The sequence below is a fragment of the Bacillus sp. Cr_A10 genome, from assembly GCF_029222665.1.
Lineage (GTDB): Bacteria > Bacillota > Bacilli > Bacillales_A > Planococcaceae > Psychrobacillus.
Map to the genome: position 1 here is coordinate 201,089 of NZ_JARHXR010000013.1, position 14,874 is coordinate 215,962.

The 14,874-nt window shown below is 37.3% G+C and carries 13 protein-coding genes; 2 read left to right on the forward strand and 11 right to left on the reverse strand.

Going from position 1 to position 14,874, the window contains the following annotated elements; translation table 11 throughout:
- Positions 1-270: 270 nt before the first annotated feature.
- Positions 271-921, reverse strand: coding sequence for an SIMPL domain-containing protein (locus tag P2Q73_RS15095; RefSeq protein ID WP_275788748.1), 651 nt, complete (start codon positions 919-921; stop codon positions 271-273).
- Positions 922-1,077: 156 nt separating this feature from the next.
- On the opposite strand from P2Q73_RS15095, the gene P2Q73_RS15100 reads away from it, so the two are divergent.
- Positions 1,078-1,629, forward strand: a complete 552-nt coding sequence (locus tag P2Q73_RS15100) for a hypothetical protein (protein ID WP_275788751.1) — start codon at positions 1,078-1,080, stop codon at positions 1,627-1,629.
- Positions 1,630-2,002: 373 nt separating this feature from the next.
- On the opposite strand, the gene P2Q73_RS15105 is transcribed toward P2Q73_RS15100, so the two are convergent.
- From P2Q73_RS15105 to P2Q73_RS15140, 8 genes are all read right to left on the reverse strand, one after another.
- On the reverse strand, positions 2,003-2,908 hold the full coding sequence (locus P2Q73_RS15105; RefSeq protein WP_275788754.1) for a LysM peptidoglycan-binding and 3D domain-containing protein: 906 nt from the start codon (positions 2,906-2,908) through the stop codon (positions 2,003-2,005).
- Between the two features lie 471 nt (positions 2,909-3,379).
- Positions 3,380-4,171: an ABC transporter ATP-binding protein gene (locus P2Q73_RS15110; protein WP_275788757.1), complete on the reverse strand. Its 792-nt coding sequence runs from the start codon at positions 4,169-4,171 to the stop codon at positions 3,380-3,382.
- A 33-nt stretch (positions 4,172-4,204) separates the two neighbouring features.
- Positions 4,205-5,422: an ABC transporter substrate-binding protein gene (locus P2Q73_RS15115; RefSeq protein WP_053590847.1), complete on the reverse strand. Its 1,218-nt coding sequence runs from the start codon at positions 5,420-5,422 to the stop codon at positions 4,205-4,207.
- Positions 5,423-5,494: 72 nt separating this feature from the next.
- On the reverse strand, positions 5,495-6,559 hold the full coding sequence (locus P2Q73_RS15120) for a branched-chain amino acid ABC transporter permease (RefSeq protein ID WP_481747163.1): 1,065 nt from the start codon (positions 6,557-6,559) through the stop codon (positions 5,495-5,497).
- 1 nt (position 6,560) lies between these two features.
- A complete protein-coding gene (locus P2Q73_RS15125) occupies positions 6,561-7,445 on the reverse strand; it encodes a branched-chain amino acid ABC transporter permease (protein WP_056828724.1) in 885 nt (294 codons plus the stop codon).
- 2 nt (positions 7,446-7,447) lie between these two features.
- Positions 7,448-9,343: an AMP-binding protein gene (locus P2Q73_RS15130; RefSeq protein ID WP_275788764.1), complete on the reverse strand. Its 1,896-nt coding sequence runs from the start codon at positions 9,341-9,343 to the stop codon at positions 7,448-7,450.
- A gap of 14 nt (positions 9,344-9,357) precedes the next feature.
- Positions 9,358-10,131 carry an ABC transporter ATP-binding protein gene (locus P2Q73_RS15135; protein ID WP_053590851.1) on the reverse strand — a complete coding sequence of 258 codons (774 nt, stop codon included), beginning with the start codon at positions 10,129-10,131 and terminating at the stop codon, positions 9,358-9,360.
- A 315-nt stretch (positions 10,132-10,446) separates the two neighbouring features.
- Positions 10,447-11,106, reverse strand: a complete 660-nt coding sequence (locus P2Q73_RS15140) for a DUF2238 domain-containing protein (RefSeq protein ID WP_481747161.1) — start codon at positions 11,104-11,106, stop codon at positions 10,447-10,449.
- 129 nt (positions 11,107-11,235) lie between these two features.
- On the opposite strand from P2Q73_RS15140, the gene P2Q73_RS15145 reads away from it, so the two are divergent.
- Positions 11,236-11,601, forward strand: coding sequence for a DUF2188 domain-containing protein (locus P2Q73_RS15145; protein WP_275788770.1), 366 nt, complete (start codon positions 11,236-11,238; stop codon positions 11,599-11,601).
- 78 nt (positions 11,602-11,679) lie between these two features.
- Here the strand turns inward: P2Q73_RS15145 and P2Q73_RS15150 are convergent, their stop codons facing one another.
- Together P2Q73_RS15150 and P2Q73_RS15155 are read right to left on the reverse strand one after the other, a co-directional pair.
- Positions 11,680-12,933 carry an MFS transporter gene (locus P2Q73_RS15150; RefSeq protein WP_056828734.1) on the reverse strand — a complete coding sequence of 418 codons (1,254 nt, stop codon included), beginning with the start codon at positions 12,931-12,933 and terminating at the stop codon, positions 11,680-11,682.
- Positions 12,934-13,486: 553 nt separating this feature from the next.
- Positions 13,487-14,851 carry an amino acid permease gene (locus P2Q73_RS15155; RefSeq protein WP_275788775.1) on the reverse strand — a complete coding sequence of 455 codons (1,365 nt, stop codon included), beginning with the start codon at positions 14,849-14,851 and terminating at the stop codon, positions 13,487-13,489.
- Positions 14,852-14,874: the final 23 nt, after the last annotated feature.

Here is a 14,874-nt window from a genome sequence, read left to right on the forward strand (position 1 = left end):
ATTTCATATACTGCATCCTATTATACAAGAATTATTTATTATTTCATCCTACATCCATGAAAAAGGAATATTTACGATACAATTTACGTAGAAAGTACTTCATAGAGAAGGCGGCAACGAAGTCAAAAATAGAAATAATGGATAAATATATTAGTACTTTTGGCGGTGCTAAGAGCATTAAAATTATATTTACGGTAGTTCAACTTCAACACTTTCCTACTAAAAAAGCCGTTTGATAAAAATATCAAACAGCCTAATAATAAGATTTAATTAGTATTGATACTTCACCTTAACAATTGCATTTATCAAAATTTGTCCGGGTTCAATTGGTGTAGAGAAAGTCTGGTCAGCCATAGCAACTGATTTATAAAGAATCGGTCCCGTTTCCCTTTCTTCTACAACTTCAATTGGTTGAGGGTGTAAAGTCAATTTCAAAGTCTCTGCAATTGTTTTTGCTTTTGTTTGAGCATTTTGAAGTGCTAAACGAAGTGCTTGTTGGTAATACGGATCAGCATTTTCTATTTTAAATTGTATTCCAGAGACACGGTTTGCCCCATTTTGAATAGCACTATCAATGACACTTCCTATTTTGCTTGTATCTCTCACCTTGACAGTCAATGCATTTGTAACCTCGTACCCTCTAAATATTTGTTTCCCTTCCACATAATCATATTGAGGAAGAACATTAAATGCAGCTGTCTGAATATCTTCTCTCGGAATATTCAGCTGTAAAAGGGATTGTATTACTTGGTTCATAATATTTGCGTTTTCCTGTTGTGCTCCTCTTACATCTTTTCCTTCCGTACTTACCTCTATTTGGATTTGGGCATAGTTAGGCTTTACAAAAACCTCACCGTCACCCCTTACCGTTATGACCCGTAAAGGAGAAAATAAATGGCCTCGCATAGATTGATAATACATCAATTGCCACCTTCCGAATGATTCATACTAACTATCCTATGCACTATGCATAAAAAACTTGTCATTTATCGCTAGGTGATTTGCTCACAAAAATCGATTTCGTTCATAGACTAAACAATGATGACAACACGTTTTATTTATAAAGGAGTTGTATATATGAATGAATCGAAGGTACGTTTATTTCCACTTACCCTTTCCATGGAAAATAACCAAAGTACTTTTAACCTCAATCCTTGGTTAGATTTTATAGAAGAACAGATATCATTAAACATACATTTAATTGAAAGTGTTGCTGAGCTGGAGAAGTCATGTCAAAAAATTTTAGAGGGCGTGCAAAGACAAGAAGAAGTATTAAATATACAAGGAAAAATCCACAGAAGGCAGTATGAACATCTGAAGAAAAATGTAATCGAAATCAAACATGCCTCAAAAAGCTACAAAACCTCTATGAATGAGCATTTGAGTAAGCAAACTGCATTTAACAAGATGATGATTAGACGATCTAGTATTCAAAATGAGGTATTGAATCGGATTCAAGGAAACAACAATAGACAAGAGAGTATTCTAAAGAGGTATTTTGAGACAGCCTTAGAGAAGCTTGATAAAAATGAGGTCAATACGAATCGATCAGTGGAAAGATTAGAAGCTCTTGAATCAATAATAGAAAAAATAATTGCAAAAATAGAACTGGAAGAAAAGATAAAATAGTAATGATTGAATGAATAAAAATGTTCGCTGCGTATATTGTAGGATTTTTAAATCACTTCTATAATTTTAAGAGTATACACTCTTGTCGCACGCTACACCATCGAGTCTTCGCGGGATGAGTCGCTTCATTCCCCATCCTTTGCGGGGTCTCATTCTTCGGGCTCTTTAGGCATGTAAGGTAAACATCCTGAAAAAATTCATTAAATGGTACCCATTCCGTACAAATCCTAAAGCCTCTCTTTGAGACTAGCACCCTTAAAATATCCGTTGAAATATTACAATTTCAATGAAAGAAGTTCCCCAGGAATTACTATAGCTTTACATATTAACAAACCAATAGATATCCAGCATTTGCCGGATATCTATTTTATGTTTAATCTAAAATCTTTACTTTAACTGTTTTGCGTCCCCAATTGATTGCATCTTGTTTAACTGGCATAAAAATATCTATTTTGTTTCCTTTAATTGATCCGCCAGTATCTCCAGCAATTGCTTCACCATAGCCTTCTACCCATACACGGGAGCCTAATGGAATAACCGATGGATCTACAGAGATAACTTTTTGGTTCGGATTAGCAATTAAGTCGATTCCAGTAGCTGTCACACCAGAGCATCCTTCACAAGAAGCTGTGTAAGCAGTAGAAGTAACCGTAAGCTCTTTTGCTGTAGATTCTTCAGGAGTTGAAGTTTTAACAGCTGCTGGTTCTGTTGTTTTTGCAGCTGGCGCTGGTGCTGGTGTTGTAGTTTTTGCCGTAGCTGGTGCTGGTGCTGCAGTTTTTTCTGTAGCTGGTGCTGGTGCTGCAGTTTTTTCTGTAGCTGGTGCTGGCGCTGCAGTTTTTTCTGTAGCTGGTTCTGATGTATTTTCAGTTGTATTAGTTACGGGTGCTTTATGTAAGGAAGCCGAATCTACTTTATGCTCAACCTTTTTCGTTCCCTCGATAACTAATTCATCTCCAGGAAAAATTAAATCGCTTGTAAGCTGATTACTTTCCATTAACTCATCCACCGACAGACCATGTAAAAGTGCAATTTGGAAAAGTGTTTCACCTTGAACGACAACATGGGTTTCTTGTACCTTTAACTGCTGTAATGGATATATTAACGTTGAATCTAGTTCGTTCCATTCTTGTAAATCTTGTACACTTACGTTATTTTCTCTAGAAATAGCCCAAAGTGTATCTCCTTTTTCTACCGTATGAACGGTTGATGCGGAAGCTTGTCCCGCCGCTCCTACTGATAGTGCTGCGATTGCGGTTAGTGCAACAATGTGTTTTTTCATAAAATGAATTTCCTCCCTTTCACTAACGAGACTTATCTTACCACGCAAAGATGTCAGTAACATTTCAAAATGGTTAGAGAGATTTATCAATTAAATGACAAGTTTTTGCACATTGTTATATTTGTAATATAAATAAGAAAATCGTTGAAACGGCTCCCTTTCCTCTGGCGTTGCCTTAGCCTCCTAGGCCAACACGATGTTGGTCATGCAATCGTTGCCGCAAAAGTTCTTTTGCGACGAGCTTTGCGCAGGAGCAGGATGCGGCGAACTTAGATCGCCTTCCCCTCAGCTCCTGGACCGAGCGAAGCGAAGGAAGCGGCTGAAGCCATGCCGGCAGAACGCGTCCGCATGGAACGGAAATGAACGGGTCTTGCATTAATAAAAAATTTCTAAAAGCATTTAAATGGAACAGGGACTATTCCTTCAAACTAAAGAACGATTGCACGTTACACATGCAATCGTTCTTATAAATCACCAAACTACTCTTTGACGACGTTTATATACTTTATTTTCTTTGTAATTATTCTCTCCTTCTTTTCCAATTCCTAAATAATGCTCTCGTACTTCTTCGTTAGATAATAGATAATCTGCATTCCCCTGCAGAACAACTCTACCATTCTCCATTATATATCCGTAATCGGAGATGGAAAGCGCAACATTAGCATTCTGCTCTACTACCAATATTGAAGTACCTTCCTCTTCGTTAATCTGTTTAATGTTTTGAAATATCTCTTTCACGAGTAACGGTGCAATGCCTAAGGAAGGCTCATCAAGAAGTAATAATTTGGGTTTAGCCATGATACCCCTACCTATTGCTAGCATTTGTTGCTCTCCTCCTGATAGGAAACCCGCTTTTCGTGATTGTAAGGCTTTTAGTTTAGGAAAATAAATAAATATTTTCTCCATATCTTCTTTTATATTCGAACGATCCTTACGTGAATAAGCCCCGGCTAGTAGATTTTCTTCAACTGTTAAGTCTCTAAATACGCGCCTGCCCTCCATGCAAAGAAATATTCCATTCCTTACAATCACATCCGGTGTAATATCATTTATATTCTTTCCTTCAAATTGGATTGTACCATCTGTTATTTGCCCTCTATCACCGTTAAGCAATCCAGAAATAGCTTTTAAGGTAGTGGATTTTCCCGCTCCATTGCTACCAAGTAAAGCAACAATCTTACCCTCGGGTACTTGAAGTGACATCCCTTTCAAGGCTAAAATGATTTTCGAATAGACCACTTCTATATTATTGACCTGGAGCATAAATATCCTCCTTTCAAGAAAAATATCTACATATTAGTCTTTATGGCTAAAATAATCCGTTAACGGCTCCCATTTTCCGTCTTTTACAATACCTAGTCGTGTTTGCTCAGTACCAGTATGATTATCTGCACTAAAGCTAACAGGAGCCCCTAACCCACCAAGATCTAAATCTTGTAAAGACTCAAGACCTGAACGAATTTCTTCTCCGGTTAATTCGCCATCAGGATGTTTTTTTGCAGCTTCTTCAATACCTGCAACTAAAATTTTCGCAGTAGTCCAACCTTGAATAAATTTTTGATTAATATCATCTATTGTCTTGCCTTCAGCTTCTAAATATTCTTTAATCTCTGCCATTCCTGGAAGATCCTCATAAGGCATTGCATGAGAAAGAATACCAATATACCCTTCTGCAACATCTTCTCCTACTATAGAAATTACACCTTCACCTGAAGCCCAGTTCAACCCAATGAATTGCGTGTCAATTCCAAGCGTTTTAGCATCTCTTAAAATTGTAGCTGTTGCTCCCCATGTTTCTTGAATAATAGCATAGTCAGGATTTTTCTTTTCCATATTTAATAATTGAGATTGGGCTTCTGTCGCTCGAACATCAACAATTTGTTCATCGACGACTTCAATTCCAATTTCTGCGGCATATGCTTTAATATCTTCAATTGGAGAACGACCAAACGCTGTGTCGTTATACAATAGCGCTAAGGTTGGATTAGAACCTTTATGGTTTTCTTTAATCCATTTTAAAACGGAACGTCCTTGGTCTGAATAAGATGCTGCAGCTAAGAAGTTATATGGGCTTTCATCTAAATTCTTCAAACTCTCTGAGTATGAAGCCGAGAAGAATGGAAGCTTATCATTCGCAACTTGCTGACGCAAAGCTTCCGTATCCCCAGTACCCCAACCAAGTACTGCAGAAACCTTTTCTTTATCTCTAAGTTCCTGATAGATTTTCTGTGCTTCCGGAATTTCATAAGCATAATCTTTTCCTGTTAACTCTAAACTAATCCCCTCTACTCCACCTTTACTTGCTAAATACTTGAAATATGCTTGTTCTCCCTCGGCATATGGTGTTCCTACATCACCAGTACCACCAGTAATATCGTAAAGTCCACCAATGACAACCGTTCTTTCAGAAACATTACCATTTACAGCCACTTTATCATCCGAACATGCACCAAGTATTAATGCGGCAGACAATATTCCGATTAATGCACTAGTAAACTTTCTTCTGCTTTTCATTCATAATCCCCCTCATATTCATATATAAAGAAGCACACATTTTTTTAAATACGGCTTCTGCAATCCCTTTGTTTAATAAGAAAATGGCCATAACCTAAAATACTTTTTAATATTAAGCCAAATATGAGCTAATCCTCCTGGTTCAAAAATTAAAAACAAGATAATTGCCGCTCCAAACACAAAATCTTTAAAAGCTGAAAACAATTGATACAAGTCAGGCATGAAACCTGCTAGTACATCAATGAGTGAACCAAGACCTATCGGTAAGAGCGTAATAAAGGCAGCACCTAAAATAGAACCAAATACACTACCTAGCCCTCCGATCAATATCATCGCTAAATATTCAATAGATACATGGAAATTATAAAGTTCTGGACTTACAATCATCGTATAATGTGCGAGCAATGCACCTGCTATTCCTACAAAAAAGGAGCTGATCGCGAAAGCCATAACTTTATATTTGAATAAGTTGATACCCATTATTTGAGCTGCTATATCTCGATCGCGAACCGCCAAGAAAGCTCGTCCAGTACGGGTCCTTAATAAGTTAGTTGCATACAATACCGTCAACAACAAAATGATCACGCATAAGTAGTAATAGCCAGTATTACTCGATAAAGAAAACTCCCCAATAGTCGGACGACTAAGAACCATCCCTGCTGTGCCACCTGTCAAACCGTCCCACCTACTAATGACAAAGAGAATAATGACCTGTGCCGCTAGGGTTGCGATAGCTAAATACAAACCATTTAAGCGTAAGGATGGAATTCCAAAAAGACCTCCTATAATTGCTGTAACAATTCCAGCTAGTGGTAGTGAAATCCAAAAACTTAAACCTAATGTAGATGTTAAGATTGCTGATGTATAACCACCAACACCTAGAAAAGCACCCACACCTATTGATATTTGACCAGTAAACCCTGTTAAAATGTTTAATCCAATTGCTCCAACAGATGATATTGCACATAACGTTATTAGTCCAATCCAGTAATTGGACACAAATAGAGGAAGTGAAAGTACCATGAGAACGATAAGTAGTGCTTTTATTTTAGAACCGGTAGTTCCAAACATTTTCATATCATCACTATAAGAAGTTTTATAGTTACCGCTTTCCCTCACGAACAAATTCCGCACAATCTCACACCCTCTCGATTCTTCTACTGCCAAATAAGCCATGCGGTTTTAACATCAAAATGAGCAAGACAATAATAAATGGAACAACGTCTTTTAAGCCCCCTCCTACAAGGGGATCTAAATAACCTCCAGCCATGTTTTGAATAATACCGATTACAAAGCCACCAACTATTGCGCCTAATACACTATCAAGGCCACCTAGAATAACAACTGGCAAAACAGTTAAACCTATTGCAGACATTGTTGGGCTAAGACCATTTATATTACCAAGAAGTACCCCACCAACAGCAGCCACTACTGCTGCAATTGTCCATGTTGCGGCATAGACATATTTCACACTCATTCCCATTGATAATGCTGCCTGTCGATCGTCTGCAACTGCACGCATGGCAATCCCCATTTTGGAGAACTTGAAGAAAAGTGAAAATAAAACGAGTAGGACGATTACTACGATAAATGACCACAAATAAACAGGTGTTACGATAACTCCCGCAATATTTATTGGGGTTAAAGGGAAAACAGGTGGAAATGTTCTTGTCTGGTGACCCCATATCATATGCACTGCACCACCTAATAAACTCGATAACCCAATAGTAGCCATGATGACAGACACAACAGGAGCATTCTGTATCGGTCTAATCACAAGCCTTTCGACGACGAGGCCAAGAACTGCACTAAAAACGAGTGTTATGAGTAATGCAAGAATGAATGGTATTTTATAAGCCGTCATTAAGATTAAACAGATATAGGGACCAATTATAACGAATTCTCCGTTCGCTAAATTCAACGCTCCACTAGCTCTATATATTAAGACAAATCCTAATGCAACCAGTCCATAAATACTTCCAACTACTATCCCGGTTACAAGCATTTGAAGAAAAAACGTCATGACTATGCCACCTCCTGTTTAATGTTCAACTGAATGACCTGCAAACTTATCTCCTCAATAGATTCCATTTCCGAACTACCCATTGTCACTATAGAAAAATTAGAATACATTCCATTGATTAGCATCTGATATTTTTCCTCAATATATTTTCTTCTTACCTTTAATGTTCTTGTGAGCTCACCGTCATCTGCGGTAAATTGTTTGTGTAGTATGGAAAACTTCTTCACTCTCGCATATTCTGGTATTTGACTCATTAACTCCGTAACTTGTTGTTCTATAAACTCAACAACTTGAGGATTCCTCGCAAGATCTGAGTATTCTGTATAGACAAGCCTTTGCTTATCTGCCCAACGTCCAACACTGTTTAAATCGATATTCACAATAGCTGTCATATAGGGTTTTTCCTTGCCGAAGCATACAGCCTCCTGTATATAAGGACTGGATTTTAATTTGTTTTCGACAATCCTCGGATAAATGTATTTCCCACTTTGATCTGTAATAATGTCTTCTTTTCTATCAAGAATATAGAGATGCCCATCTTGCCCCAAACGTCCACAATCTCCCAGCGTGATCCAACCATCCGTCATTGATTTGTGGTCTTCTTCATGTAGATACTTTGCGAAAGTGGCTGAATTTCTTACAAATATAGATCCACCCTCCGCAACTCTTACTTCCGTACCAGGTAGAGGAACGCCCGAGCTCTCCACATTGATGTCGTCATCTTGTTGAACAAATGCGATTCCTGCAAGCTCTGTTCCACCATAAGTTTGCTTTAAATTTACTCCGATACTATGAAAGAAATGGAAGGCATCTGATTGAAGTGCCGCTCCAGCAATATACGCTCGTTTTATTCTTGGGAATCCCAAATGATCACGAATTGCACTGAAAACTAACAAATCGCCAATTTTATACATCAGCTTTTCTTTAAAAGAAACTTCTTGCTTGTGGAGCTTGGCCTGCGCCATTATATCTCCGTATTTCTTGAAAGTTTGATAGACTTTTTTCTTAAACCAGCTTGCCCCATCCATACGTATAGTGAAGTTCGACAAAATAGTTTGATAGACTCTTGGAGGTGCAAGCAGTGTATGTGGACCTATCTCACGCATATCACCTATTACTGTATGCGGTTTTTCAGGAAAGTTAATAACGATTCCAGTTGTTAATGGTATAACTCCACTCATCACCTGCTCATGAATCCATGATAATGGCAAGAAAGAAAAGTAGTCATCTTTAGGTTCCATGTTATCTACTATTAAAAGGCTTTTAGCAGCTTCCATTAAATTTTCATGTGTAAGAATTACACCTTTTGGATTTCCAGAAGTAGCTGCACTATACGCAATAGCAGCATAGTCGTCTCCGAGCAATCGCTCAGTTTGTTCACGGAAGAATGTGGGTTTTTTTTCTATCAAGGATGTCCCTGCAATTAATACATCATCAAAATCGACTAATTTAGAATGCTTATAATGACGCATTCCTTGTTTATTGTAAAAAATGATATATTCCACCATTGGAATCTGATCTTCAATTTCAAGCAATTTATCTACTTGCTCTTGATCTTCCACCACCACGATTCGAGCTTGGCAATCGTTTAAATAATAGACAATTTGTTCTGGCAGTGATTCTTGATATATACCAACTGCCATCCCGCCTAAACTTTGAGCTGCCATATATGAATAAAGCCATTGCGGTCTATTTTCTCCAATAATAGCCAGTTTTTCATCCTGCTTGAAACCGTAATTTTCAGAAAGGGATATCGTCAACTGCTCCACTGTTTTTAAATAGTCACCCCAAGTTATTTCATTCCAAATACCATGGTATTTTTGTCTAAGTGCAACCTCGTCTCTATGGTTGTTTGCTCGTTCCGCTAAAAGATTAGGTAATGTTTTCACTGCGCTCATTGTTTTTCCCCTTTCTAAATAACGGTTTCTTCCCCGATATAAGCTTTTATAACTTCTGGATTATTTTGTATTTCATCTGGTGTACCAAATCCAATGCGTTTACCAAAGTCCAAAACCGCAATATGATCAGACAAATTCATGACAATTCCTAAATCATGCTCAATTAATACGACAGTTATTTCCATTACTTCATGCATATCCAATATAAAACGTGCCATCAAATCCTTTTCAGAGTTGTTCATTCCCGCCATCGGCTCATCCAATAAGATTAACTCCGGTCCCAGTGCCAACGCCCTTCCTACCTCCACACGTTTTTGTAGTCCATAAGGAAGGGTTCCTACCGGCGTATGTCGAATGTCTTGCAACTCTAAAAACTCAATAACCTCTTCTACTTTTTTTCTATGCTCAATTTCTTCATTGGCAGCTTTTCCTACATATAGACCTCCGCTAATTGCACTAGAGTTCATCAAAGTATGTCTTCCGAGCTTTAGATTATCTAGTACAGACATATGAGCAAACAATGCTATATTTTGAAACGCACGGGCAATACCAAGGGACGTTCGATTATAAGGTTTCATATTAATAATTTCCTGTCCTTTATAACGAATTGATCCGCTGGTAGGTTGATATAAGCCACTTATGCAATTGAGCATACTAGTTTTCCCAGCTCCATTCGGACCAATAAGTGAGAATATCTCTCCTTTTTTTATATGATAGCTGACATCATCTAATGCTTTTACCCCACCAAATTGTAATGACACATTCTCTATTTCTAATATAGGTTGCACTCGAACCACCCCTTCGTTTGTAAGCGCTTAACCTTTTAGCTTTTTCTGAATATTACTTTACTGATTATCATCTTGTCAATGTATTTTATGATACATAAGAACTACTTTTTTGTCGTATTATGTAATGGGCGTTTTTGTATTTTTATGTGATAAAAGTCATAAAAATGAGATTATTTTTTCAAATTTAAGCGTGTTTTACCTATTATTAACTTTTCACTATTCATTTTCCTAATCATTCAACGTAAAAAAACTCCTTTCCTGACGAATTGCAGGAGAAGGAGTTACTCTATTTATTCTATTTTCGACAAATTCATCTTAATTTAACCTTTTTTCATCATGCATAAATGATGAATTTTTCTTTATTTTTTTTAATAATTTGTCATGCAACCTTGAAAGAATAATATATGCCAGGAGAGAACCAACTAAAGCTAAAAACATATCCCATTGGGCATCCCATTTATCTCCTTGCATTCCTAAAAAGTCTTTAGAAACTTTTCCTCCTTTGGAAATTTTGGTGCTCATCCATTCAATGATTTCATATAAAGCAGCAATGGCAAGTGATATACTCATAGTAATTCCAAACAACCAAACTCCTTTCGTCAAAGCCGTTTTGCGGAGTAATAATTCTCTAATTACTATAACTATCATTCCCTTAAGCAAATGACCAAATCGATCATAATTATTTCTCTTCAAATTAAATTCTTCTTTAATCCAATTAAAAAATGGTACCTCTGAGTAAGTATAGTGGCCTCCTATAAATGTCAAAATAGATAATATTGCAATGATGAAATAAGAGAGAGTTGTAAAGCGAAACTTTTTATATGTCGCTAAAAGAATGATTATTACAACTACACTAGGACTAACTTCCGCTAGCCAATCCAAATAGGTTGCAGGCTTAATTACTGACCAAACGAAAAAACCAGAAACAACTATGAGTAGAAATAAATGTACCTTCGAACTTTTATGCACATCCACGTGTATACACTCCTCCATCCCACGCAAAATACTTCTCAATAAGTATAGTTTATCCAAAAATCCCGATTCGAATCCGTGCGTTTGATTTGGTAGAAATAAGGGAAAATGCAAGCTAAGGAGGCGATAGCAATGCCATGGGACAAAAAGGATTATCCAGACTCAATGAAAAATTTAGACCCTGATGTAAGAGAGAAAGCGATTGAAATTGCCAATGCTTTGTTACGAGACAATTATGATGAAGGTCGAGCAATCGCCATAGCAACCGCACAAGCACGCAAAGCGATTAATGGAGATGATACCGACCGTCCAACGTATGAAGTAAAAGCAAGAAAAGATGAGTGGACACTTATGAAATCAGGCGGAGAACGGGCAATTTTCGTGGAAGAAACGAAGGAAAAACTGTTGGAAAAAGTAAAGCCATATGTTAACGACCATAATGGAGTTCTTGAAATCTATCAAGAGGATGGATCCCTTGATGATACTTTATATGAATAGATAAAAAAGTATGACCCATCCTACAGGAGTCTCCAGGATGGGTCAACACGTTAAAAGATAAAAAATGTAATTCTTCTATTAAACTACTATACTTGATTTTTGTTTTTTTATTAAAATGACAAACAAACTAGCCATAACACAAAAGATTCCCGCAAGTAAGAATGCCCAAGTGTATGAGTCAAATACTTTATACATATAACCCCCACCGTATGCAGCTACTGCAGCTCCAGCTTGATGAGCGGCAAAAATCCATCCATAAATAATACCACTTCTCTCAATTCCAAAGATTTGTCTTGAAATGCTAATTGTTGGCGGTACTGTCGCAATCCAATCCAATCCGTAAAATATAGAGAATAAGATTAATAACGAAAGTGAGCCTTCTTGGAGTGCAAATGGAAGCAAAACGAGAGAAGCTCCTCTTAAAATATAATACCAAAACAACAACCATCGATTATCAAAACGATCGGATAACCAACCAGATATTGTCGTACCGACTAAATCAAAAACCCCCATAAAAGAAAGCATGGAAGCGGCTGCAACGACCGGAATTCCATAACTTATGCAATAGGATATAAAATGGGTTCCAATTAGACCACTTGTAGAAAGCCCGCATATAAAAAAGCTTCCTGCTAACAACCAAAATTCCTTTACTTTTATAGCTTCGAGTAATGATTCGAACGCCATGGCAACTGGATTTTTCTTTTTCACAGCATTAGACTCCGGAAACTCTTTTTCTAGTCCATAAGGTAAAATGCCAATTTCCTTCGGGGAGTTTCTCATAAATAAAAGAATAACTACTAGCATGATAGAGCTAAGGACTAGTATTAAACCAATTGCAGTGCGCCATGAATAATTTTCTACAAGAATTGCTAGAACAGGAAGTAATACTAACTGTCCTGTTGCGGTGCTCGCTGTTAAAATCCCTACTGCAAGTCCTCTTCTTTTCTCAAACCAACGATTCGCAACATATGTACTCAATACTGTTAAAAACACACTAGATCCTAATCCTATGATGATTCCCCAAATGAGAATGAGCTGCCAGGCACGGTCCATAAAATAGGTGAGCATGAGACCTACAAGTAGAGTGGACATCGCATAAACCATCATCTTTTTTAATCCTAGTACTTCAATCAATGCTGCCATGAATGGGCCAGATAGTCCATAAAGAAAAAGACCAACTGCAAAAGCTAAAGAAATAATGGACCTATCCCATCCAAACTCATTTTCAAAAGGTACAATAAATACCCCAGAAGATGATCGAATAATTCCCGCTACAATTATCGAGAAAAAAGCGATGGTTAACACAAACCAGCTATAATGTATGCGTTTCAATATCACACCCACCTCCTTAACGACTAACGAAATAAATTAAAAGATTCTATCAATTCGATATATTGTACGCTAAAAATAAGTAATATACAATACAAGAAAAGCGCAGGCGAACCGTGAAAAAGAAATACCAGGTTTCAAACGTTTCCAGAGAGCTTTGGACATACTTCGGCTACATCGTTACCGTTTGAATTTTTGGAGTGGAGGGTCGGTAATCCTGTGGCAGTCGTCTATCCGTCGCCCTGCTACAACTTTTGAAAACTTGGTACCACTATTTTGGATAATTGGAGAATAGCTGCCATCCTATTCATATTGGAAGCTCCCGAAGATGCAATTTCGGTCGCTGTACATCTGCTCTATTAGAAGAACGCTTGCTATTTTTTTCGGTATATCGCTGATAAAAATAGATTCAACAGGATGATAATACCCTTCTTCATAGTATTAATTAGATACCGATGAATACGGGCTTTAAGTAAATCAAATTTCATATCTTTCTCATCTTTCGAAAAAACCGTTCGATGCTAAAGCATCAAACGGCAGAATATTTTTTATTTCATTATTTATCTATAGGCATACGTTTGCCGATTTTAAAGATGTAGAAGCTTGCTACAACAATCGCTAAGAAAATGATCCCTACAATAAGAGAAATACGTGTTTCATCATTAAACCACATACCTACTAATACCATAATTAAAAATGCAATGGTTAAGTAGTTTGTGACTGGTGCAAAAGGCATTTTAAAAGGGTGGTTTTTAAGTTCTCCCTCTTTAGCTTTTCTAAATCTAATTTGACTAATAAGAATAACAAACCAAGGTACCATACCTGGTAGCACACTTGCACTGTATACATATACGAACAAATTGGCTGGTGCAATATAGCTTAAAATAACCCCAACTGCTAAACCTACTAAAACACCGACCGTACCGAATAAAGGCACACCATTATGAGATATTTTCGCAAAGAATTTTGGTGCTTGTCCATTGATTCCTAATGTATAAAGCATACGTCCCGCACTGTAAATACCACTATTACATCCTGACATTGCAGCTGTGATGACGACAAAGTTAATAATTCCAGCTGCTGCTGTAATTCCTACCTTTGCAAAAGTAGCAACAAACGGACTTCCAAGTGAATCAAGTTGATCCCAAGGATAAACCGTAACGATAACAAAAATCGCACCAATATAGAAAATTAATATACGCCAAATAATACTATTAATCGCTTTTGTTAATGTTTTTTGTGGATTCTTCGCTTCTCCGGCTGTTATCCCGATTAGTTCTACTCCTTGATAAGCTGCAATAACAAGCGACAGTGCAAAGAAAAATCCTGTCCAACCACCTGCAAAGAAACCACCATTTTCCCAAAGGTTTGATAAACCGATTGCGTCTCCTCCATTACCAAATCCAAAGAAAATAAGACCTAACCCTGCAATAATCATCAATACGATTGTCACGATTTTAATCATCGCAAACCAAAATTCAATTTCACCAAAAGATTTAACAGAAATCAAGTTTGCAGCACCAAGAATCACCATTGCAATGAGCCCAGGAATCCATGCAGGTAGATCGGGAAACCAATATTGCATATATGTCCCAACTGCAATAATTTCTGCCATCCCAACAATTACCCATTGAAACCAGTTACTCCACGCTGTGATATAGCCTGCTAACGGATGAATATACTTATGGCCAAATGTCGCAAATGAACCTGTACTTGGCTCTACATAAAGCATTTCTCCCATTGCACGCATGATAAAATATATAAAAATCCCACATATAGCATATGCAAGTAATACAGATGGGCCTGTCCATTTAATCGTACTAGCAGAACCCATAAATAGACCAACGCCAATTGTACCCCCTAAAGCAATCATTTGAATATGACGTGCCTCAAGTCCTCTCTTCAATTCATTATTGGACATGTTAGCTCCCCCAGACGCAATAT

What these genes read in the sequence shown, in the direction of transcription:
- P2Q73_RS15095 (WP_275788748.1), bottom strand. Translation starts at nt 921, where the DNA reads ATGTATTATCAATCTATGCGAGGCCATTTATTTTCTCCTTTACGGGTC.
- P2Q73_RS15100 (WP_275788751.1), top strand. Translation starts at nt 1,078, where the DNA reads ATGAATGAATCGAAGGTACGTTTATTTCCACTTACCCTTTCCATGGAA.
- P2Q73_RS15105 (WP_275788754.1), bottom strand. Translation starts at nt 2,908, where the DNA reads ATGAAAAAACACATTGTTGCACTAACCGCAATCGCAGCACTATCAGTA.
- P2Q73_RS15110 (WP_275788757.1), bottom strand. Translation starts at nt 4,171, where the DNA reads ATGCTCCAGGTCAATAATATAGAAGTGGTCTATTCGAAAATCATTTTA.
- P2Q73_RS15115 (WP_053590847.1), bottom strand. Translation starts at nt 5,422, where the DNA reads ATGAAAAGCAGAAGAAAGTTTACTAGTGCATTAATCGGAATATTGTCT.
- P2Q73_RS15125 (WP_056828724.1), bottom strand. Translation starts at nt 7,445, where the DNA reads ATGACGTTTTTTCTTCAAATGCTTGTAACCGGGATAGTAGTTGGAAGT.
- P2Q73_RS15130 (WP_275788764.1), bottom strand. Translation starts at nt 9,343, where the DNA reads ATGAGCGCAGTGAAAACATTACCTAATCTTTTAGCGGAACGAGCAAAC.
- P2Q73_RS15145 (WP_275788770.1), top strand. Translation starts at nt 11,236, where the DNA reads ATGCCATGGGACAAAAAGGATTATCCAGACTCAATGAAAAATTTAGAC.
- P2Q73_RS15155 (WP_275788775.1), bottom strand. Translation starts at nt 14,851, where the DNA reads ATGTCCAATAATGAATTGAAGAGAGGACTTGAGGCACGTCATATTCAA.